Origin of the sequence: Vibrio ruber DSM 16370 (genome assembly GCF_900163965.1) — a bacterium.
In the GTDB taxonomy this organism is placed as follows: Bacteria; Pseudomonadota; Gammaproteobacteria; order Enterobacterales; family Vibrionaceae; genus Vibrio; species Vibrio ruber.
Genome location: NZ_FULE01000047.1, coordinates 63,456 through 83,794, shown reverse-complemented (window position 1 = coordinate 83,794; position 20,339 = coordinate 63,456). Strand labels below are relative to the sequence as shown.

The following is a 20,339-nucleotide window of genomic DNA, read 5'->3' as shown; positions in this document are numbered from 1 at the left end:
TAATGAACAACGTTCAATATATTATTGTCCCCTTGTCTGAGCGTCAATCAAAGCCTGCAATATTCTGATACATGTAAAGTGTTTCTTTGGTCAGTAGGAGTGTCTATGATACTTCTGATCCCTTTTAACAAGACGAAGGATAGACATGAAACGCTTTTTATCGTTAATGACTCTACTCATTGTTTCAGTAGCGGTGATGCCGGTTGCTGATGCGAAAAAATTTGGCGGTGGTCGCTCTTTGGGCAATAGTTTCAAAACAGCGCCGGCACCGAAGCAACAGTACAGCAACACTAAAACACAGGATACGAAAGCCGGTCAGACCCAAAATGCCGGACGTAAAGGACTGATGGGCGGGCTGATGGGGGGTTTGCTCGCCGGTGGGCTGTTGGCAGCCTTCTTTGGTGGCGCTTTTGAAGGTATCCAGTTCATGGATATTCTGATTATCGGGTTAGTGGCGTATTTTATCTTCAAATTATTGCGCGGCATGTTGGCAGCCAAGCAGGGCAGTATGAATCAGCAGCAACCGGCATTTGGCGGGAATGCCCATCGCCAGTCTCACGTGCATAATTTCGAAGAGTCTGACTATTCTTCTGCCGGGGGAAGCGGTTTTGGCACCAACGCAGCCAGTGACGTGCCGCACCGTTATCCGCCGGAGTTTGACCGGGTTGCCTTTCTCAATGGAGCCCGGGAGCACTATCGCATCTTGCAAGGCGCATGGAATCATAATGAGTTAGATACGATTCGTGAGTATGTTTCTGCAAGCCTGTTTGAAGATTTGCAAGCCGAGCGGGAGAAACTGACCGGTGAGCAGCATACCGATGTTATGTATGTTGATGCTGAGTTTGTCCGTGCTGACTATGATGCGAACCGTGCCCAGTTGAGCTTGCAATTTTCAGGGCGTTATCGTGATGCTGTTGAAGGGATTGAAGAAGAGATCCACGATATCTGGCATCTTGAACGGGATTTAACCGTACCGAATGCACCCTGGCTGATTGTCGGGATTCAAGGTTAGTTATTTTCACTGACTATATGAAAATGCCTCCGCTTGCGGAGGCATTTTTCTGTTTATTGATTTGATATCCTGACACCGAATTCACAATATGCCGTCGATAGCGCCCTGAACAAAATGCTCTCTAAACAAAATGCAAGTCATCACCATGTGGCAGCACGCGAGCCAGCCGCGGGAAAATATTCTCAAAGGCCATGTGGTGAAATTCGGATGAGAAAGAACTACAAGCATTTTCGATGGTGATCATGTTATATCCCAGTTCCCAGCCATGGCGCAGGGTTGATTCCACGCCCATATTGGTGGCAATCCCGACGACAACGAGATGACGAATTCCGCGTCTGCGTAACTGCATGTCGAGTGCTGTTCCTGTAAATGCACCCCATTGCCGTTTGGTGATCAAGACATCCCCGTCTTCAACCACACCATCAGCCAATGTCATCCACTGTTCCATTGCTTCCGGTGCTGGTGTCGGTTCATCAACTACGCCGGGTGGGTAATCCTGCAGATCGGCTGACCAACCGACATTCACACCGACGACGGTTGCACCATGCCGGCGAAAACGTGCTGCCAGCGACTGGCACCTTGCCAGTATTTCATCTGAGGGATACGGATAGCGCTGCGGAGCGAGTATACCCTGTTGTAAATCGATCAGAATCAATGCGGTTTCATGCGGGTTTAATGTCAGCATCGTGATTTCCTTGAATTGATGAGAATCGAAGATTAAATCTCTACCTGATATTCAGGCACAGATGTGATCTTGGATTGCTGTTCTTCAAAAAAATTCCCATTCAATTCAAATGAATCCAGTTGTGCCAGATAAGGCGCGATCGAACCGATGTGTTGCTCTACCCAAGCCGGATTGTAGTAGCAGTCCAGATAGCGTTCCCCATCATCGCACCATAATGTCACCAGCGAGCCCGTTTCACCGTTGCGTTGCATCTGCCGGGCGAGCTGGAGTGTGGCATAGAGGTTGGTTCCGGTTGAGGGGCCGGCTTTACGCCCGGTTTGCTGCTCCAGCCAGTAAATGGTCGCGATACTGGCTGCGTCAGGGACGGCGATCATGGTGTCAATCACACCCGGTATAAAACTGGGCTCAACTCTGGGACGACCAATCCCCTCAATCCGGCTACTTTGTTGACAAGTCAGTTGAGAATTATTGTGAAGAAACGCATCGTAAAAGACTGAGTTATCACAATCTGCAACACATAATTGGGTTGGGTACTGGCGATAATGAATATGCCGCCCCAGCGTGGCGGAGGTGCCACCGGTACCGGCTGACATCACCAGCCAGCGTGGCAGCGGAAAACGTTCTTGTGCCATCTGGGCAAAAATCGCATGAGCGACATTATCTGTTCCGCGCCAGTCTGAGGCACGTTCTGCATAAGTGAACTGATCAATATAGTGTCCGTTGAGGGTTTCAGCCAGTTGCCGGGCTGCCGGGTAAATATCACAAGAACGGTCAACAAAGTGTGCTGTGCCGCCATATTGTTCGATCAACTCAATTTTCTTGCGCGCGGTCGTCCGCGGCATGACCGCATAAAAAGGCAGGCCCAGCATTTGAGCAAAATAGGCTTCAGAGATTGCCGTGCTGCCGGAAGAAGACTCGATAATCGGGGTGTCCGGTCCAATCAAACCATTGGTTAACGCATATAAAAACAGTGATCGGGCCAAGCGGTGTTTCAGTGAACCTGTCGGGTGGCGACTTTCATCTTTAAGGTAAATATCGATGTTCTGTAAACCGGGTACGGTTAGTTTGATCAGCGGCGTTTCCGGATGATGTGCTTCTTCGGCCATGATTTGATGAATTGCCTGCTTAATCCAACTATGATGACTGGTCATATGAATACTTCCTATAAAGCGGAGAAGGTGAACGAACGAATAGAATAAAAATAACCGGATTCACTGAGAAAAAGGTTTCTTTTTTTACTGTTTATTGGCTAAATGGTAGAAAATATTTCTCTTTTATTGGAGTGTGGTGGAATGAAATTGGATAAAACCGATAAACAATTACTGCGATTATTACAACAGAATGCGGAGTGGTCTTTGAATGAGCTGGCTGACGCGGTTCATCTGACCACGACACCATGCTGGAAGCGGTTAAAGAAGCTCGAAGAAATGGGCGTGATCCACAAACGAGTTGCGTTGCTGGATCCGGAAAAATTGGGATTAAACTTCACCGCTTATGTGATGCTCAAAACCAGTAATCATTCTCATGAGTGGTACGTTCGTTTTGTTGAAATCGCTTCAGAATTTCCAGAAGTGATGGAGTTCTACCGAATGGCGGGGGAGTACGACTATATGATGAAAGTCGTCGTTAAAGATATGCGCTGCTTTGACGAGTTTTACAAGCAACTGGTCAATCGTGTCGAAGGATTGAGTGATGTGACTTCGACCTTCGCAATGGAATCACTGAAATATACCACGGAGCTGCCATTGTCATAACGGTTGTTAATACTGAGTATGCACCTCGGCCTGCCGACACAGAAAAATGTCCCGACAGGCCACTTGAACTTGAACTTGAACTTGAACTTAAGTATAAGAGCTAAGAGCTAAGAGCTAAGAGCTGTCAGCTGACTTACTGAACTTACTCAAGGTTAATCAGTGAGCCCGGTTAACCAAATACCAATGTAATGAAAACAATGACAGCAAATAAAACCCCAATATATTTCAAGAAGAGACCTATATTTTTACTCCCGCCCGGTGGGGGGGTATTACAACATCCCATACTGACCTCCGGTGTTGATGATGACTACATCGGTATCATAAAGCTTCCCCTTGGGGGAAAGTAAAGCCTGCAGTCATCACAAAAGTTATGGCCGCAACTAAGCATCATCTGATGGCTTTGGCGCGGCGTGATCAGGAAAACGCATCACACCTTCCTGTACCGCACTGGCAATCAAATCACCTTGTTGATTGTAGATTTCTCCCCGTACCAGTCCGCGGCCATAGGTGGCACTCGGGCTCTCAATCGCAAACAGCAGCCATTCATCCATACTGAATGGCCGGTGATACCACATCGAGTGATCAATGGTTGCGACCTGAAATCCCGGGGTCATCAGTGTGACTGCATGGGGATGCAATGCCGTGATCAAAAATCCCCAGTCAGAGGCATAGCCGAGCAGGTATTGATGGATCAACTGATCGTTCGGTAACTTGCCGTTGGCCCGGATCCACAGATACTGCTTGGGTGCAATTTTTTCCGGTTGGAACGGATTGACCACATGCACCGGACGAATTTCAATCGGCTTCTCCCGACAAAACATTTTTTTGACCGGTTCAGAGAGACGGTGGGAAATTTGATTCATTAACTCAGTTTCAGAGGCATAATTTTCCGGACCGGGGATGTCTGGCATGGTATTTTGGTGCTCAAAGCCGGTGCCTTCACCGTGGTATGACGCGGTCAGATAAAAAATCGGCCGACCATTTTGGATCGCTTTTACCCGTCGGGTACTGAAATTACGCCCGTCTCTGAGATTTTCTATATCGTAAATAATCGGTTTTTCCGGATCGCCCGGGTGAAGAAAGTAGCTATGAAATGAATGAACCGTTCGCTCGGAATCGACGGTATAGCGGGCGGCTGAGAGTGCCTGACCGATCACTTGCCCCCCATAAACCTGAGGTAAGCCAAGGTGTTCACTGTCTCCCCGGTAGAGTCCTTCCTCTAGTTTTTCTAACTGTAAAAGTTCAAGTAAATTATTGAGAGCCTCGCTCATACTACCTCACTATGTTATCTACACTCCGACATCGAACACTGTCAGAAATCAAAAATCAAGTTTTGTTCAATTGATATTTATCTCTATAATTATCGGCTCAAACTGGAAGATATATAAAATTTATAATGATGAAATATAACAATCAATGGTGCCTTTTTTTGACCCTTATCTGTGTTTTTCTTAGCAGAGGGGGACTGGCACAAACGCAAGCTCAGCCGATAGAGTCACCGATTCATAACCTAACCGGCACATTGCTCGGTGATTATCCATTACCGAAAAAAGTGTTTGTGGTGGTGACGCTCAATGACCAGACCCAACACAATCAGGTGGTTGCAAAATATCAATTTTATGGTGATGGTTTAACGTTGCCGATTGACTTTCAACTCTCTTATGCTCAGTCGAACATCCGACAAAATCATCGCTATCGTATTCAGGCCGAGATTTTTGAACGGGGACATGTCCGGTATACGGGGGCAGGGAGTGCCACAGAACTTGCGCTCGAACCTTCCGTATATGATGGTCAAATCCGCATGACCTCCGTGAAAAGCGCATCATCCCACTGAGTCGGGTTGCCAGCGATAGTGGCGGAGTGAAATTCTGCCACGACTGCTGATGGGTATCCCTTCTGCGACTAATTCGGCTCGCTGGCGATCAAAGTCCGGGCCGGACAGGGAGATTTCTCCCTTGCTGTTAATCACCCGAAACCAAGGGAGTGTCGAGCCTTTCGGGAGTTGCCCCAATGCTTTACCGACATGACGTGCATAGCCCGGATAACCTGCCATTTTGGCAATATCGCCATAGGTGCTGACTTTACCGGCCGGGATTTGGTGAATCACGGTAAACACCTGAGCAAGAAATTGCTTTTTATCATCGGAGTGAGTCATCTCAATTGAATCCGTCAGAAAAATTTATGCAATAGGTTGAGAGTCTGAACTGATGTTGATCAGTGTATGATCAAAACAGCGTTCTGTCAGGTCTTTGCACTGTAAGTGAACGGTTGAACGGAAGCGGTTTAATAGTGCAAAAACAAGGGAATCTGCTTAATCCCTATCCACTCAGTTAGCATCAGGCCACTTTTATCAGAAAGGGACTTGCAATGCGGATCTCAATCCCTGATAATCACCCCGCTTTCGATGCTTATCATCAAAGCCCTTATCTATGGAGGCCCTGGTCCTCCCGCAACACTAATTCGTGAACCTGGTCAGGACCGGAAGGTAGCAGCCACAGCGAATGACGTGTGTGCCGGGATGTGGCTGGGGCTTCCACCCAATTGTCTCTTTCCCAATCGTCTCTTTCCTGAGAAAATCAATCCCTTACATTTTAGTTGGTTATATTTGTTTGCGCAGGTACTGACCTCAGATACTAAAATGCGCTATTGATCCCAATTAAAAAATGGCTCTTGGCCGTTTAGATTTCAGGTTCCGGCGCAGTTTCGTGCACGACTGGATCATAAATGCGAAACGAAATTTCAGGTGTATCGATAAGAGCTCTGCTAGCTTGCTTGCGTTGGAACATGAAATAGAGTTTCGCGAACGCATGGGTGCCGTCGTCTACAACAGACAAACTTCAAACTTCGGTCAGACATTTGTCGATTATAAACTTCGAAGGCACATAACTCGTTAACCAAACACCATTCTCAGAAATATAGAATTCAAAACCTTGCTCATACATGAGTTGGGATTTTATTTTTAAAATAACAGGCTTACCGTATCGCTGGCCAACAGTGACAGCTGTTTCCTTATCTGCAGATAAATGGACATGCTGGCGTTGCTGTGGTTTTAATCCTTCTTCGAGAATACTATCTAAAAATCGGGTCGCAGTACCATGATATAAAAATTCTGGCGGAACAGAAGATTGTAGTTGTAAATCGACATGAATCGAATGTCCTTGGTTAGCTCGAATATGCTGACCATCTTCAGAAATAATGAAACGTTTTTTATCGTTGGTATCTACAACGTCTTGAATTAAATTTCTGTCAATATCTTCGATTTCATTTGAAGCAGAGGCTTTATCAATCAGCTCATCAATATTAGCCCATCCATGTGGGTCAAGCGTTAGGTCAATCGCTTCTGGTTTGTGGCGTAACACAAAGCTTAAAAATTTACTGATCTGCTTGAGTTTATTTTGGGAAGTCATATATTTTCTCTATTACATATTCAAGTTAGTGAATTATTCTTTTCAAACAAACCCGTTCCACCAATCCTTTCAACCGCTGCACTTCTGTTTCCAGATATGCCAATTCTTCCTCGGTGATCTCATAATGCTCCGAGTAGCGGGCTTCGATATAGGCGCGTTGCAGGCGGCGGAAGCAGCGGCGGTGGAATTTGTTGTCGAGCGGGAAAATCGTTGCAAATTCAGCATCGATTTGGGCGCATAGTTTCCCCAGTTTTTCGATATTGTGGGATTTGGGTAAATAATTGGTGCAGGTGAGTAGGGTACAGGCAAACAATTTTTCCGTGACTTGGTGAAGCTGAAAGGATGCTGTTTTTAAATGACCATTTTTAACCATCGGATGAAAATAAAGGAAAAACTCGTTGGCACTCGTAAACCACTGTTCATAATGCTTACGGGCAATTTCCTGCTTTTCTGCTTCGGTTAGATCCCCCGGTTCTGCCAGCGGTTTTGGGGTGGCGGCAAACAGTTCAATCCCTTCTTCGCGGATATCTTTGAAGAAATAATGCCCCTGTTGTAGCCGCTCGTTGACTTCCTGCAAATCATGGACAATCAATCCCAGCGGTGCCGAAGTGACTTTACGGTCGATCTGCTCTTTGGCGCGTTGCCAGACGACATCTTCTTCAACCAGCGCGGCTTTATTCACAATCACCAGAATATCGTAGTCACTGATATAGCCATTGATCGGATCGTTGACCCAAGTGCCTTTGGCGTGGCTGCCGAACAGAATGATTTTCACAATCCGAAACTCGCTTTTACTCGCTGTTTTGCCCTGAAGATAGTCTTCCAGCGTATCGCGCAGAATGGCCGATATGGTAGCAAGCTCCTGCTGTTTGGATTCAGGCAAATGGTCGAGAGATGTTTTCATAAAGCAATATTCGGTCTGTGTGGATTGAATGGCTCATAGGATAAAAGAAGCGAGCGGCAAAAAACACTGTTTGTCATGGTATTAGTGGCGTTGTCTAGGGGAAATGCGACGGGGTTCGGTTTTAGTGGTTTGTCTTGTTGCAGCCTCCGGCTCCGAAATATGACGCACTTTAAGGTGTGTGTCCTGATAAGCACTGCAGTTGGTGGGACATAAGAACGGCAATATCACCGATGATACCTATGGTGGTTGCTTTGATATTGCTCAGTTAAAAGCAAAAATTGAAGAGTACAATGTGGAGGTGGAGCCAATTGTAGCGCAGGTACAGCCTTGGCAACCATCGACCTATCGTTGAGGCATAAGGTTATGGATTTAGTATGCCCCCAACTGATTGCGCTATTGGTTCAGTATGAGCGAGTGAAAGGGGGCGGTTGGGCTACCAACTTCTTATCGTTGCTGGCATTTACAGCATGCCTTGGTGCGCCTTATCGAACTACTTACAGCCAATATCGTGCCCTTAAACGGTATCTGGAGAGCTTTTAACGGTAGTGTGATGGCTTGTAGTATTGTTGGCAATGCAAGGGCGGTTCGAAGTATGGTGTGTACTTAAAATGTTTTTGCCCCAAAACTCTTTAGCTCAGGATTCCTGACCACATTCTCATGTCAGTTCTTGACCTACTTATACTAATAGCAGATTATGAGCCTAGTTGAGCACTTATAATTATACAGACATGTTCTGCAATTTATGAGTGGAAGGAAGAATAAGACCTATAGAACAGTATGTTGCTGCTATGACGTCTGTATTTTATGGAAATATTATAAAGACAATGTCTGCTGAAAAGACACTGTTACAAGGCAAGTCAACAATGAGCTATTTTCACGTAACGATAAAAACTAGAAGTTCAAAAGGCTGGTTCTGCATATTCAAAGATCTGTCAGCTTCCGACCTTAAGAAGAAACTTGTTAAACCATATAAGCTTGGCAAGCCCATCTATTACGATGGAAATATATTGCCGCCAAATGAAATCACGCAGATTAAGATAAATGAAACAGAAAAAATGCATGAAGAAGAACTGAAAATTGTACAAGATGAGAGCTACAAAGAAGTTCAAGAGTTTAATCGTACAAGCTCCAGCGTTGTTCTAATAAGTACAGGGCATGGATATAGTGACTACGAAATAAATGAATGCGGGAAAGATGTGACCAACTCATATATTTCCACTGGCCCTGGAGTTGGTACTGCTTTCACGGTAGCGGCTGAGTTCATTAAGCATCCTTGGGTGGTGCGCGTTGTCGGTGGCTTGGTGTTTCTTGCTGTCGCTGCATATATGGGTTTTAAGTAAATGCCTTGTAACAAGGCCATTAAATTCGCTCCCTATGATCGTCGGACGCTCGCAAGCTCGCGCCGTTTATGGCGGCGTTATAAATTTTGATTGGAGTACATATGACACCGACAGAAGTATCAGAGTGGTCTAAATTCTGTAAGTTAGAAAGTTCATACGGTTTTGCTAGCTTTGGATTTCATCCATCTGCTACACATGGGGATGCTTATCGCTTTGGTGCAAGGTACTCATTGACTGCTGATCTATCTACTGTTGCAATTAATGGTAGAACTCAGAATACATCAGATGGTTACGCGCAATTGATGAAAACCGTGATGGCGTGGGGTGTCGTAGAGTCATATTTTAGTCTGCACAACATTAAGATTGGTCACCCTATCCAAAGAAATCTTCACCTAGTACCACATTATGACGTTGTAAAATTGACATCACTTAAGAGCAAACTGAATAATCAACAGTGCTTTAAGTTTTTCACAGAACTAAAGTTACATGTAAACAGCTCACATCAATTAGCCATCAGTGACTATTTAGCCAATCCACTAGGTAGCTATGACGTAAGCTATTTGTTCTCTGCTATTCGACACGTATTTGCTCATGGTATTTTGACTCCTCATACTGGTAAAGTTGTGCCAAAAGTTACAGTCAGAATCTGCAAAGTACTGATTGAATTTTTCTTGGATATAGTCAGTGACGAATTTGGTAAAAAAGTGCGTCTGCACTCGAACTATGCGTCGATATAAAATTTGTAATAAACGATCAAGGAATCAACCTACTTTTCCTAATCTGACAGAAACGAGTTAGAGTAATAGTTCTACCTCATTTCTGTCCAAAGATGAGTTGCGTGTGTTGATGCATCAACATTGTGATCACCAATATAGCTCTGGAATAAAGGGAGCCGCGAACCAATCATGCTCTTAAACGCTATCGAGAGACCTGGTATTCAGTTCTGAGTCGAGAAGAAGGTGCACAGTGCCTCTGACAGAATGAAATTTTCGTACAACAGTAACTTTTTGATGAGTACCAAAGATAAACTGTCCTAAAACCCATCATCTGTTGTCCACTTCCCGTCAAATGAAATATCGACATGTATGGTTGAAGTGTTTACCAAATGTTCAAAAACGGCAGGGCGTAAAATTCTGCTTATTCAGCGCATAAAAAAGTCAGAACATACGTGTTCTGACTTTAAATAATCATCTATTTACAATGAGTTATATACACTGCTAGTTGTAATCGCAGTTATCTCGATATTCACTCACTCTGTAACTGCGGTCAAAGTTTTGTCCGCATAAAAATTGATTATAGCGTTTATCTTTATCAATAAAGCGCTTCATCCATGCAACACCATTGCGCCCTAAAATATCTTCGTTAGGGTACCCGGTATTCGCACAAAAATGACTGCCTAAGGCAATTTCAAAAAATGCTTTTGGCGTGGTTTCCGGGATTTGATTATAAAATCGGGAAGCATGTATACCCACTGGTGCTACAGCATCGGCTTGACATGCAATGATCATGGTCGGTGAAGTAATACTGGAAAAACGGCTTAATCCGACATACCAAGGTGCTTGAGGGATCACTGCATCAATCTTTCTGTCTGTTGCCAGTTTGAGGGCTCCACCACCACCCATAGACCATCCAATGACACCCACTCGGTTTGGATCCACTAATCCATATATCGGAGAGCTTCGGTCATTATTTTTATCAATCACATAGTCGATTGCCGCACTGAGCTGATTTGCCCGGTTATCGGGTTGATCATAAATTGTATTCGTATCTATGGTAATTACGGTAAAGCCCCAGGATGCCAGACGCGATCCCCACCATTGAATACTACTTTCAAATGAAACATAGCCCGGAACTACCGCAATAATTCCTTGCTGTCCTCCCGATTCCGTCGAGTAATGAATCGTTCCTCCACCAAATCCTCTGGCGAGTCTGGAAACATTGATAGTGTTGACCGAATAAGGTCCCCGGCTGGCTTCTAACTGATCCATTCGAGGAACCGGGCCACGTTCAAACCCATTGGCACAGTCCGAACATGGCAACGCAAAAATTGGCGAGGAAAAAAATACGACTATGATTCCCAATGCTAGCTTACCTTTCGTTAAAACATTCATAATCACTCCATTATGTGTTTTGAGCATTAACATCACATTGGCACCACCAATAATGCGCATTGGTGCATATGTGGTCTACTACAAAAGCTAGGGGAGTTGTTCATTTTTTCAACAATTAAATATTGGCACGTCCAGTTTATATATGATTTATTTGATATCTAATGGGAAATAAATGGCAAAATATTAAGATTTTTATAAATAAAAAGTAAGGCAGATAGTCAGTGTGGCACGTATGGCAAGGTATAGAAAAATGAGAAAGGAATCGCTGTACTAAAGGGGGGAATGTCGATCAGCATGAATTACAGGATCCATGGAACGATCCTATCAATGTGTAAGAATCCAAAATCGGTTACTTGGTATCGAATTCTTTATACGTTTCGAAAGTAAGATAGGGGCTTGCTCTTTGTTGCGGGTCATTGACCTAGGATGGCTAAGCGGCATGACCCGCGCCGCGATCAATACTCGTTCAGATTGAACAAAATTCAACCACGAAATATCAGCAGCCCCTAGAAACAGCCTGCAAGTTCTGCAATACATTCTATACATTTGAAAAATATGCAAAGTTATGGTCTCCAGAACTGATTCAACAAGGTTTAAACAAGTGGTGTTGTTACAGTAAGAAAGAGAAGATAAGTTGAGTGAGCATTAGAAATATAGGAGTGTCAGCAACCACGTCATCACCAAAATCTCTGCCGTTAAGATACATGCCTTCTCACCCTCAATGTTTTGCTGCCTCTTTGCAAGTCGTTGGCGGCAGCACATAAACTCGATGGGATTCACGCAGAGCAATATGATGCAGCCGGGTACATTCGATATAACCGTATTCTTCAACTTTGTGCGTGAGTTTGGTGTGGTAGACAAAGCCGATCACAAAACCGATAGCCGCCAATACCCCCATCGAGGGAAGGATTAAACGGGACAGCTGACAGGCGGTGATTAGTGTAAATAATCCAAAGAGACCAAGAGGAAAACAAATTCCCACCCACACAAAATTAGAGACATTGTTCAACATGCCATAAACAGTGATGATGGGGTTGCCTCCGACTGCATGATATCCATCCATAAAATCATGAACTCTATAAATCCCAAAACCAGTCAAAGCAACTGAAATGATGATTGCTCCTAACGCCTTTAATCTCAATTTAATCCGTGTATTCATGAATTAGTTTCTCAATCTCGTCCTTCATCGACTGTGTATAGTGATATTGTTTATCAAGACTACTGATATAGTTGCCAATAACAAACGACCCAACAGCAAATATACCAAGGGCGGCCGCTACGGGTAATGCTGATCCGACGAGTAATAAACCACCCTCGATTAGCAATACCAACCCCTGTGCTACTGCCGCAGCCGTAATGCCTCTGATTACATCTCCACCAAGCCAGCGACCGACGACATGACTTAAGGTTTGCTCATGATGCATCATATAATCAACACCGTTGACTGCACCACTAAATACAATCTCAACAAACACATTCCCTTTAAAGAAGGCCGCATTGCCTTTGAATGTATTCAAACCGTAACCGACTTTGAGCATTTGCGGTGTGGCTTCTTTCCATGTGATCCCCAAATCCAGATAACGGGGCTTATAATTCTCAATCACAATATGTGCTTTACCGTTGATATCGATCGCTTTGGCCGTGGCACCGAACGCGCCTAAATCTTTGGCCGCTTCATAAGCCGCCTTCATGCCCGACCCCAGCCCGGCATAATCTTTTCCGCCTGAGAGGTCATTGTAACTGTCTTTTGTCACGCTTGACAGGTAGGCTTGTACCTCTCCGCTCATCATGGTGATCTGCCGCTGTGTTTCCACTTTCAGCAAATGCAGATACTCAATAGCCTCATCCAAGGTACACACGGCAATCGAGACGGTTTTTTGCTGTGAAGTATCCCAAAAAATCTCACAGCGATTTTCCGGTGTGACACCGGTTGCCTCGGGCTTTTTCCCGTCGAGCGAAAAAAGCGGCTCACCCGGCTGTGGGGGTAAAAGGATCGGCTGCGATATTCCGGCAGCATTGGTCGTCGTTAAGCCTGCCTGTGGCTGTGACGTTTGGGTCATGCTCATCCCTCGACCGATATTCACCCCGCTGCCCATGTTGATACCAACGGTATTGATATTCACCCCTTGACCGACATTGATCCCCGCCCCGATATTGACTGAGCCGGATGTATCCGTGCCGAGACTGACCTGATACGGACTCGCTTTTACATAACAACTCCCACAGCCTGTATCAACAAAATCTCCGGCACGTGCCAGTTTTTGCCCGTAAATATTGGCATTTCTTGGCGATGTCGCCACAATCGGCCCTGTACCGCTACAGCTTCGGCTGCCACAGGAGCAGGTTGCCATATCGCCAACCAATGCAACTAATTTACCGTTCACTTTCATGTTACCGCTGCCAGTAATGACTTTGCCCCCTGTCGTGGTTCCACAGTCCAAGGTGATCACATCCTGACTCATGACACTTTTAACCTATCTCATTGATTTGCTGTGTGTATTCTAAAAGGATTGCTCAATTAGCAGAAGAAAGGGAAAGACGCTATTGATGAGAGTGAGAGGCTGACCGAAATAACGGTGTGCTTTATCAATAGAGGAAACAGTAATACAGGGAAAATAAATCTCCCGCACCACAGTTTCGGTATATCTGTACTATGGTGGGCTGAGCAGGAGCGCTCAGCCAGAACAAATAAATTACTCTAAGTTTCCACCCAGACGAGAAAATAGTTCATATCCAAAGTGGGTCATGGCAAAACCCAAGGTATACCCGTTTCCAAAAATGCCAGCCAGATAAACTGACTGGCATTGCACCGGACGGAACATCTTGTTTTTGATTAACTGTATTCTTGGCGACTATCCGCTTTATCCGTCTTTTTCCCCTGATTAAATGCCACGGCTACCAGAATCAATAACAGGGCGACCCATGTGTTCAGTCCGACATGTTCTTGCGCAAACACAAACCCAATCAGTACACCGAAGGTGGGGACGAGGTAATTTGTCAGTGATGTAAATATCGGACCGGCTTCGGTAATCAAAATCATGTATAAGAAGTAGACGAACCCGGCACACATCACGCCCAGATAAGCGACTGACAGTATCGCATCTGAGGTCACGCTGCTTGGCAGTTTAACGCCGGTAACTAGCGTGATCAGTAATATTTGCAGGCTGGCCGAACCCAAGACATTTCTTGCCACAATCAGCGGATGCTCATCACCGCATTTAGACAGAAGCAACAGCGCGATACCGAAAGAAGCAGCACCGATAAGAATCGCGACCGGCCCCCAAAAATTAATGGTTCCTTCACCTTCGAGGATGCCCGGAGCAAAGAGCGACAAGAGACCGAGAAATCCAATCACAACACTCATAATGCTTGCACGTGAGATTCGCCCGCTGCTTAAAAGTGGGGTAAATAAGATGACAAAAAACGGGATGGTACCGATTAATACCGAAGCGATGGAGGAAGGCACATACTGTTGTCCCCATGGCACAAGCGTAAAGGGGATCGATGCTTCCAGCAGTCCGATAAGCATATAGATAACCCAGGATGTATTCCCCTGAGATCGAACCTTCAGCACTTTACAAATGATAAACAGGGTTAAGAAGCCGACCACAGCCCGACCGACGCCGATTAACTGTGGTGATAAAGCGGTGAGCGCGATTTTTTGAAATATAAACTGGGAGCCCCAAATCAAACCGATTAATGCAAGCAGCAGATATTTATTTTTCATCTTCAATTCCTCCTCGTTAATGATCGCGGAAAATGCGGGTGGCACTGACCAGTTTGTCTGAAATGCCATTGGTTCTGAGTGCGTGCCAAAGTACGACAGCGTTGATACTCAACAGAGGAATGCCCAGACGAGGCTCCAGAGCCTCCGCGAGGTTTACAAAACTCATGTTTGTGCCGCATTGTACGATCGCGTCCAGCTTATTTCCTTCGGCATCCAACAGATCCAGAATTGCCTTTTTCTTTAAGTCGTCCGGAATATGAGCAATGTGCTGAGTATTACCACAAGCTAATCCGACATCTGCGACGACATTGTAACCAAGGTCGCAAAACATCTTTCTTGCGGATGCGTTTCCGTGTGCCTCGAAGGGGGTAATAATGCCGATGTTTTTTGCCTGATATTTGCGAAGTGCGCTATCGATTGCTGCATGGCATGTTGACCAGTGAAGATCCGTTGTCGCTATCGCATCATTAACGGGCGCTGCAACTTCATCGATACCCAATAGGATATGCTCTAAACTCATACCCAGTATCAAATAGTCAGGGTCAGAGAGTTTTACAATATCGACAGCATCTTTCAAGCCGGCCAAGAAGCTTTTTTTATAGAACTCCCTATCTATCTCATTTTTGATTTCTGGCTTGGGGGTGACAACATTTGAAGTGTGAAATCCTATGTTACGCAGAGATGCGACATGATGATTATTGATTAATATACTCCAGATTTCCTTCTCCATTGTCGTATTGGTTGCAGGCACAATCAGACCGAACTTTTTATGCAAGTGTAATGGGTCTTCGTGATAGTTATTTCTATCAATATCTCCATAATTGTTAATTAACTCACCGTTAAAATAAACACCATTTGCGGAGAATATTGGTTTTGTGATTTTTTCCTTGCTGACTTTTAATACATTCATAATTGGCTCTTATGATTTGATAGCGTGGGTATTCCCACGCTAAATTAATATATGGATAGATTAGTAAACAGGACGTTTAATAAGTATGTCTTGCCTGTTTTCTATCTCTGGCTGGTAAACATCTTTGTGCCAGCACTCTTTTTCAACGTCTTGCATTGAAACAGAAACAACATTATCCGGGCAAGAAAATCCGACAGAAATAATTGAAGAAATTTGACTTGCAATTTTTTCTTTATCCTCTTTGGTCAGGTGAGAGGGGAAATGTTTAATCAATACATGCGGCATGACGTTCTTCCTTAATTGGCATATTAATATTTATAAATATCAATATTAATCGTGAGTTGTATTTTATTTTATACTCTTGTCATTATGGGTGTAGAAATATGAACAATATTATGTTTATGTTTTTATTGAAAGGAATGTTTATATTTATGAAAAATTTGATGTTAGAAAGGTAAATATAATTGAAGTATCGGTTTAATTGATGATTCTATGCCGAACCAAATAATTTAAAGGTACATATCTGTCCCAGTTATTTGATTTGCAATAATCTACAATTTGACTCTGTGAATAGAGTCCGAATTTGTGTTTTATATTATCTATATATTTCCTGATGGTATTGATTTCTAATCCTATCTCTTTTGATATTCTTTTAATGTTCGCCCCATTCAGTAAAAAGTACAGGACTTCCCACTCTCTTTTGGAGAGGGTCGAATTGGGAGGGGTTAACGTTATACTGCCTGGTTTTTTACCAAATATTGTATAAACCTCGAGATCTAGTTTTTGGGCAGGCTCTCCCCAAAAATAAACTCCGATAATTTCATTGTTATAAAAAAAGGGTCTTTTGTGGAGAATCCAACCTTCTAATATTTTTTCTTTTCCAACAGGATGAATCTCGATAGAGCTTTTGATTTCTTTTGTTTCTAATACTAACCGGTCGTGATTTTGGAATTCATCTCTGTATTGACTGCTTTCAGTCGGTAATTCACCGTGATCTCGCCCTACTATATCATATGATTTGGGTAGGTTTTGTATGCGTCGGTAAGCCTCATTTACATAAATAAATCTGGAGGACGTATCTTTCAATCCACATGGCCAATCCAAACTGTCCCAGAATGAAATTAAGTCTGAAGATAAAATCATATCAACCTCTCTTAAGTATAAAATACCCTACCATTATGCCTCATGTTGCGCAATGGTCTGAGGCGTCTCTATCTGAGTCTTTACCATTTTTTATGCAAAAAATAACCATTCACTGACGGTATAAAATGCAAGTGTCCGACGGTCTACTCCCTTAGGAGTAGCTAAATACCAACCTTGTTTTATATCAAAAAATAACTGGATTTATTTCATTAGACTGGCGGCAAGTTATGGATTACAGGCAGAGCATATTTATGCAGCAAAAGAACAAACTGGTGGTCATTGGTAATGGGATGGTGGGGCATCGATTTATTGAAGACCTGATGCGCAGAGATGGTGCGAATCACATCGAGATGACGGTTCTGAGTGAAGAACCCCGCCTTGCTTATGACCGTGTCCATCTGTCTTCTTACTTTGAAAACAACAATGCAGATGCATTAACGTTAGTTTCTACGGGTTTTTATCGCGAACATCAAATTCAGGTATTGCTCGGAGATCGGGCCGTCAGGATTGATTGTGAAAAGCAATTTGTAGTGGCTGCAAGCGGGGAACAGATTGCTTTTGACAAGTTAATTCTTGCGACCGGGTCATATCCTTGGGTTCCCCCCATTCCGGGTGCCGATAACCCCGATTGTTTTGTGTATCGGACAATCGACGATCTCGATGCGATCAAAGCGTGTGCAGACCACAGTAAGAAAGGTGCTGTGATTGGCGGTGGATTACTGGGCCTCGAAGCTGCGGGAGCCTTAAGAGCGTTGGGTGTTGAAACCCACGTGGTTGAGTTTGCACCGGTATTAATGGCGGAACAGCTGGATAAACAAGGCGGTGAACTCCTTCGCCGGAAAATAGAAAGTATCGGCGTTCAGGTGCATACCAGTAAGAATACCCTCGGAATTGTCGATTCAGGCACCTCAGCCCGTCATACACTCAATTTTGCAGACGGCACGGCACTGGAGGTTGATTTTATTGTCTTTTCAACCGGTATCCGGCCGCAAGACAGTGTGGCGAAAGCAGCCGGGCTGGCAATTGCACCACGCGGTGGCGTGGTGATTAATGATCATTGTCAGACCTCAAACCCCAATATTTACGCGATTGGTGAATGTGCCTCATGGCAAGGGCATTTCTTCGGGCTCGTTGCGCCGGGTTATAAAATGGCGACCATCGCGGTTGACCACTTACTGGGAGAGCGTAGTCAGTTTGAAGGTGCCGATATGAGTGCCAAATTGAAGTTGTTGGGGGTCGATGTCGGCAGTATCGGGGATGCAAACGGTCAGACTCCGGGCAGCAAAAGTTATGTGTATCTCAATGAAGCTGAGGGGATTTATAAGCGCGTCATTGTGTCACAGGATGAGAAACACTTACTGGGGGCTGTACTCGTCGGTGATACCGCGGATTATGGTCATCTGTTACAACTCAAACTGAATCGTATCGAACTGCCTGAACATCCGGATAGCCTGATTCTTCCTGCTTACGCGGGAGCCGAAAAGCCCGCCCTCGGTGCGGATGCGTTACCTGATTCGGCGGTGCTGTGTTCATGTTTTGATGTGACCAAAGGGCAGATCATCACCGCAATTAGTGAGGGTAAACATACACTGGCTGAAGTGAAGGCTGCGACCAATGCCGGCAACGGCTGTGGCGGCTGTCTCCCCCTGATCAGCTCTGTGCTCAATGCTGAACTGGCAAAAGCGGGCATCGCGGTCAGTCATCATCTGTGTGAACATTTTGCCTACTCGCGGCAGGAGCTGTTCCACATCATCAGAACACACGGCATCAAAAGCTTTGAGCAATTAATCGAGACATACGGCCATGGTTATGGTTGTGAAATTTGTAAGCCGACAGTCGGTTCGATTCTCGCGTCTTGCTGGGGGGAGCATATTTTAAATCCTCAGCGAGTCGGACTACATGATACCAACGACAACTTCCTCGGCAATATGCAAAAAGACGGCACATATTCCGTCATTCCGAGAATGGCGGGAGGAGAGGTGACACCGGCGGCATTACACGCGTTAGCAACGGTGGCACAACAGTATGGGCTCTACACCAAAATTACCGGTGCACAACGCATTGCATTATTTGGTGCGCAGAAAGATGACCTGCCGGCAATATGGCGACAACTGATCGCCGCAGGGTTTGAAACCGGTCAGGCTTATGCCAAAGCGTTGCGAATGGTGAAAAGCTGCGTCGGGAGCACTTGGTGCCGCTTCGGGGTGAAAGATAGCCTTGGACTCGGAGTCCGGATTGAAAATCGCTATAAAGGGATTCGGACACCCCATAAGATGAAAATGGGGGTTTCCGGGTGTACCCGGGAATGCTCGGAAGCGCAGGGAAAAGATCTCGGGATTATTGCCACCGATTCCGGCTGGAATATGTACATCTGTGGGAATGGGGGAATGAAGCCGAGACACGCTGATTTATTTGCAGCCGGTTTAGATGAGCCAACCTTATTCAAATATATTGACCGCTTTATGATGTTTTATATTCGGACTGCGGACAAACAACAGCGCACATCCGTCTGGCTGGAGAATCTTGAAGGCGGTATCGAATATCTGCAGGCGGTGATTATTGATGACAAGTTGGGGCTCAACCAACAACTCGAAGCTGACATGGCCAGACTGATTGAAAATTATCGTTGTGAATGGCAACAAACGCTGGATGAGCCTGAGTTGTTACCACGATTCTCCCATTTCGTGAATAGCGATTTACGGGATGACAATATCCAGTTTGTCTCGCAACGTCAGCAACATCGTCCTGCGACTTATCTGGAGAAGCATCCGCACATTAAAGGTGAAATTTTACATATTGAACGGGAGGTTGAGTGATGAGCCAGTGGCAGAAAATATGTGAGGTCAACGCAATTATTCCCGGTACCGGTGTTTGTGCCTTAGTCAATCAGACACAAGTGGCACTTTTCCGCCCCTATGCGGATGAGCGAGTATTTGCTATCGATAATTATGATCCGATTGCACAAGCCAATGTCTTATCCCGGGGGATCATCTGTGAACATCTGGCCGAGCTTTGGGTCGCAAGCCCGGTTAAAAAGCAGCGGTTTAATCTCAGCGATGGGCGCTGTCTGGAAGATGAGCAATTCAATATTCGCGCTTATGATGTCCGGGTTGTTGACCATACCATTGAGGTATTAACAACCTGATATCCGTCAGCATCGGAGGCAGCATCCCGTTGCTGTTTCTGATGCCTGCCCGTTCCTTGAAGTAAAGGCTGGCAATAAAAGCGTGAAGTAAAAATTCAGCCCCAAAATACAACCAACAAACGCTGCTGTATTTCTCCTCATTCCTATCTTTCTCCTCAACACGGATGCGGACAGAGCTATAGACGCTGAGCCGGACGACCT

The 20,339-nt window shown here is 45.0% G+C and carries 22 protein-coding genes and 1 other RNA gene; 10 read left to right on the top strand and 13 right to left on the bottom strand.

Annotation, left to right across the window (positions count from 1 at the left end; all coding sequences use genetic code 11):
• Positions 1 to 145: 145 nt before the first annotated feature.
• Positions 146 to 1,012, top strand: a complete 867-nt coding sequence (locus VR7878_RS16885; protein ID WP_077337206.1) for a Tim44 domain-containing protein — start codon at positions 146 to 148, stop codon at positions 1,010 to 1,012.
• Positions 1,013 to 1,133: 121 nt separating this feature from the next.
• Here the strand turns inward: VR7878_RS16885 and VR7878_RS16880 are convergent, their stop codons facing one another.
• Positions 1,134 to 1,697 (bottom strand): hydrolase, encoded by a 564-nt coding sequence (locus tag VR7878_RS16880; RefSeq protein WP_077337205.1) that lies wholly within the window; start codon positions 1,695 to 1,697, stop codon positions 1,134 to 1,136.
• 32 nt (positions 1,698 to 1,729) lie between these two features.
• The gene (locus VR7878_RS16875; RefSeq protein ID WP_077337204.1) at positions 1,730 to 2,848 is read right to left on the bottom strand and encodes a PLP-dependent cysteine synthase family protein; all 1,119 of its coding nucleotides are present in this window, start codon (positions 2,846 to 2,848) and stop codon (positions 1,730 to 1,732) included.
• Positions 2,849 to 2,989: 141 nt separating this feature from the next.
• Here VR7878_RS16875 and VR7878_RS16870 point away from each other — a divergent pair, with 141 nt between their 5' ends.
• Entirely contained in the window at positions 2,990 to 3,451 is a 462-nt protein-coding gene (locus VR7878_RS16870) for an Lrp/AsnC family transcriptional regulator (protein ID WP_077337203.1), read from the top strand.
• A gap of 380 nt (positions 3,452 to 3,831) precedes the next feature.
• Here VR7878_RS16870 and tesB read toward each other — a convergent pair whose 3' ends face one another.
• Entirely contained in the window at positions 3,832 to 4,722 is an 891-nt protein-coding gene (gene tesB / locus VR7878_RS16865) for an acyl-CoA thioesterase II (RefSeq protein WP_077337202.1), read from the bottom strand.
• Positions 4,723 to 4,880: 158 nt separating this feature from the next.
• On the opposite strand from tesB, the gene VR7878_RS16860 reads away from it, so the two are divergent.
• Positions 4,881 to 5,285, top strand: coding sequence for a YbaY family lipoprotein (locus VR7878_RS16860; RefSeq protein WP_159440497.1), 405 nt, complete (start codon positions 4,881 to 4,883; stop codon positions 5,283 to 5,285).
• Here VR7878_RS16860 and VR7878_RS16855 read toward each other — a convergent pair.
• Positions 5,274 to 5,606, bottom strand: a complete 333-nt coding sequence (locus VR7878_RS16855; protein WP_059120384.1) for an MGMT family protein — start codon at positions 5,604 to 5,606, stop codon at positions 5,274 to 5,276. The two genes, VR7878_RS16860 and VR7878_RS16855, sit on opposite strands and share 12 nt — an antisense overlap.
• 281 nt (positions 5,607 to 5,887) lie before the next feature.
• On the opposite strand from VR7878_RS16855, the gene ffs reads away from it, so the two are divergent.
• An RNA gene (gene ffs / locus VR7878_RS16850) (signal recognition particle sRNA small type) lies at positions 5,888 to 5,984 on the top strand.
• A gap of 304 nt (positions 5,985 to 6,288) precedes the next feature.
• On the opposite strand, the gene VR7878_RS16845 is transcribed toward ffs, so the two are convergent.
• Both VR7878_RS16845 and VR7878_RS16840 read right to left on the bottom strand, forming a co-directional pair.
• A complete protein-coding gene (locus VR7878_RS16845; protein ID WP_077337200.1) occupies positions 6,289 to 6,858 on the bottom strand; it encodes an RNA 2'-phosphotransferase in 570 nt (189 codons plus the stop codon).
• Between the two features lie 25 nt (positions 6,859 to 6,883).
• Positions 6,884 to 7,762, bottom strand: a complete 879-nt coding sequence (locus tag VR7878_RS16840; protein ID WP_077337199.1) for a HEPN domain-containing protein — start codon at positions 7,760 to 7,762, stop codon at positions 6,884 to 6,886.
• Positions 7,763 to 7,964: 202 nt separating this feature from the next.
• On the opposite strand from VR7878_RS16840, the gene VR7878_RS21125 reads away from it, so the two are divergent.
• The 4 genes from VR7878_RS21125 to VR7878_RS16830 all read left to right on the top strand — a co-directional run bounded on the left by VR7878_RS21125 (position 7,965) and on the right by VR7878_RS16830 (position 9,839).
• Positions 7,965 to 8,114 (top strand): hypothetical protein, encoded by a 150-nt coding sequence (locus VR7878_RS21125; RefSeq protein WP_159440496.1) that lies wholly within the window; start codon positions 7,965 to 7,967, stop codon positions 8,112 to 8,114.
• 11 nt (positions 8,115 to 8,125) lie between these two features.
• Positions 8,126 to 8,302, top strand: a complete 177-nt coding sequence (locus tag VR7878_RS21120) for a hypothetical protein (protein WP_159440495.1) — start codon at positions 8,126 to 8,128, stop codon at positions 8,300 to 8,302.
• A gap of 206 nt (positions 8,303 to 8,508) precedes the next feature.
• Positions 8,509 to 9,102 (top strand): hypothetical protein, encoded by a 594-nt coding sequence (locus VR7878_RS16835; RefSeq protein WP_139344130.1) that lies wholly within the window; start codon positions 8,509 to 8,511, stop codon positions 9,100 to 9,102.
• A gap of 101 nt (positions 9,103 to 9,203) precedes the next feature.
• Entirely contained in the window at positions 9,204 to 9,839 is a 636-nt protein-coding gene (locus tag VR7878_RS16830) for a hypothetical protein (protein ID WP_077337197.1), read from the top strand.
• 480 nt (positions 9,840 to 10,319) lie between these two features.
• Here VR7878_RS16830 and VR7878_RS16825 read toward each other — a convergent pair whose 3' ends face one another.
• The 7 genes from VR7878_RS16825 to VR7878_RS16795 all read right to left on the bottom strand — a co-directional run bounded on the left by VR7878_RS16825 (position 10,320) and on the right by VR7878_RS16795 (position 16,993).
• The gene (locus VR7878_RS16825) at positions 10,320 to 11,213 is read right to left on the bottom strand and encodes an alpha/beta hydrolase family protein (RefSeq protein WP_139344129.1); all 894 of its coding nucleotides are present in this window, start codon (positions 11,211 to 11,213) and stop codon (positions 10,320 to 10,322) included.
• A gap of 718 nt (positions 11,214 to 11,931) precedes the next feature.
• Positions 11,932 to 12,372 carry a DUF1240 domain-containing protein gene (locus tag VR7878_RS16820; protein ID WP_077337195.1) on the bottom strand — a complete coding sequence of 147 codons (441 nt, stop codon included), beginning with the start codon at positions 12,370 to 12,372 and terminating at the stop codon, positions 11,932 to 11,934.
• Positions 12,356 to 13,675 carry a PAAR domain-containing protein gene (locus VR7878_RS21430; RefSeq protein WP_235862905.1) on the bottom strand — a complete coding sequence of 440 codons (1,320 nt, stop codon included), beginning with the start codon at positions 13,673 to 13,675 and terminating at the stop codon, positions 12,356 to 12,358. Before VR7878_RS21430 ends, VR7878_RS16820 begins: the two co-directional genes overlap by 17 nt.
• Positions 13,676 to 14,046: 371 nt before the next feature.
• The gene (locus VR7878_RS16810; protein WP_077337194.1) at positions 14,047 to 14,940 is read right to left on the bottom strand and encodes a DMT family transporter; all 894 of its coding nucleotides are present in this window, start codon (positions 14,938 to 14,940) and stop codon (positions 14,047 to 14,049) included.
• 16 nt (positions 14,941 to 14,956) lie between these two features.
• Complete coding sequence (locus tag VR7878_RS16805; protein WP_077337193.1) at positions 14,957 to 15,850, bottom strand: maleate cis-trans isomerase family protein; 894 nt, start codon at positions 15,848 to 15,850, stop codon at positions 14,957 to 14,959.
• Between the two features lie 60 nt (positions 15,851 to 15,910).
• The gene (locus VR7878_RS16800; protein ID WP_077337192.1) at positions 15,911 to 16,135 is read right to left on the bottom strand and encodes a tautomerase family protein; all 225 of its coding nucleotides are present in this window, start codon (positions 16,133 to 16,135) and stop codon (positions 15,911 to 15,913) included.
• Between the two features lie 192 nt (positions 16,136 to 16,327).
• Positions 16,328 to 16,993, bottom strand: coding sequence for a helix-turn-helix transcriptional regulator (locus tag VR7878_RS16795; RefSeq protein ID WP_077337191.1), 666 nt, complete (start codon positions 16,991 to 16,993; stop codon positions 16,328 to 16,330).
• A 251-nt stretch (positions 16,994 to 17,244) separates the two neighbouring features.
• On the opposite strand from VR7878_RS16795, the gene nirB reads away from it, so the two are divergent.
• The gene (nirB, locus tag VR7878_RS16790) at positions 17,245 to 19,809 is read left to right on the top strand and encodes a nitrite reductase large subunit NirB (protein ID WP_077337190.1); all 2,565 of its coding nucleotides are present in this window, start codon (positions 17,245 to 17,247) and stop codon (positions 19,807 to 19,809) included.
• Positions 19,809 to 20,138 (top strand): nitrite reductase small subunit NirD, encoded by a 330-nt coding sequence (gene nirD, locus VR7878_RS16785; protein WP_059120388.1) that lies wholly within the window; start codon positions 19,809 to 19,811, stop codon positions 20,136 to 20,138. Before nirB ends, nirD begins: the two co-directional genes overlap by 1 nt.
• Positions 20,139 to 20,339: the final 201 nt, after the last annotated feature.

Bases quoted from the DNA above. Each gene is read 5' to 3' on its own strand.
- VR7878_RS16885 (WP_077337206.1), top strand. From the start codon at position 146: ATGAAACGCTTTTTATCGTTAATGACTCTACTCATTGTTTCAGTAGCG.
- VR7878_RS16800 (WP_077337192.1), bottom strand. From the start codon at position 16,135: ATGCCGCATGTATTGATTAAACATTTCCCCTCTCACCTGACCAAAGAG.
- VR7878_RS21120 (WP_159440495.1), top strand. From the start codon at position 8,126: ATGGATTTAGTATGCCCCCAACTGATTGCGCTATTGGTTCAGTATGAG.
- VR7878_RS16855 (WP_059120384.1), bottom strand. From the start codon at position 5,606: ATGACTCACTCCGATGATAAAAAGCAATTTCTTGCTCAGGTGTTTACC.
- VR7878_RS21430 (WP_235862905.1), bottom strand. From the start codon at position 13,675: ATGAGTCAGGATGTGATCACCTTGGACTGTGGAACCACGACAGGGGGC.
- VR7878_RS16820 (WP_077337195.1), bottom strand. From the start codon at position 12,372: ATGAATACACGGATTAAATTGAGATTAAAGGCGTTAGGAGCAATCATC.
- VR7878_RS16880 (WP_077337205.1), bottom strand. From the start codon at position 1,697: ATGCTGACATTAAACCCGCATGAAACCGCATTGATTCTGATCGATTTA.
- VR7878_RS16805 (WP_077337193.1), bottom strand. From the start codon at position 15,850: ATGAATGTATTAAAAGTCAGCAAGGAAAAAATCACAAAACCAATATTC.
- VR7878_RS16830 (WP_077337197.1), top strand. From the start codon at position 9,204: ATGACACCGACAGAAGTATCAGAGTGGTCTAAATTCTGTAAGTTAGAA.
- VR7878_RS16840 (WP_077337199.1), bottom strand. From the start codon at position 7,762: ATGAAAACATCTCTCGACCATTTGCCTGAATCCAAACAGCAGGAGCTT.
- VR7878_RS16870 (WP_077337203.1), top strand. From the start codon at position 2,990: ATGAAATTGGATAAAACCGATAAACAATTACTGCGATTATTACAACAG.
- VR7878_RS16795 (WP_077337191.1), bottom strand. From the start codon at position 16,993: ATGATTTTATCTTCAGACTTAATTTCATTCTGGGACAGTTTGGATTGG.
- VR7878_RS16875 (WP_077337204.1), bottom strand. From the start codon at position 2,848: ATGACCAGTCATCATAGTTGGATTAAGCAGGCAATTCATCAAATCATG.
- VR7878_RS16825 (WP_139344129.1), bottom strand. From the start codon at position 11,213: ATGAATGTTTTAACGAAAGGTAAGCTAGCATTGGGAATCATAGTCGTA.
- VR7878_RS16845 (WP_077337200.1), bottom strand. From the start codon at position 6,858: ATGACTTCCCAAAATAAACTCAAGCAGATCAGTAAATTTTTAAGCTTT.
- nirD (WP_059120388.1), top strand. From the start codon at position 19,809: ATGAGCCAGTGGCAGAAAATATGTGAGGTCAACGCAATTATTCCCGGT.
- nirB (WP_077337190.1), top strand. From the start codon at position 17,245: ATGCAGCAAAAGAACAAACTGGTGGTCATTGGTAATGGGATGGTGGGG.
- VR7878_RS16810 (WP_077337194.1), bottom strand. From the start codon at position 14,940: ATGAAAAATAAATATCTGCTGCTTGCATTAATCGGTTTGATTTGGGGC.
- tesB (WP_077337202.1), bottom strand. From the start codon at position 4,722: ATGAGCGAGGCTCTCAATAATTTACTTGAACTTTTACAGTTAGAAAAA.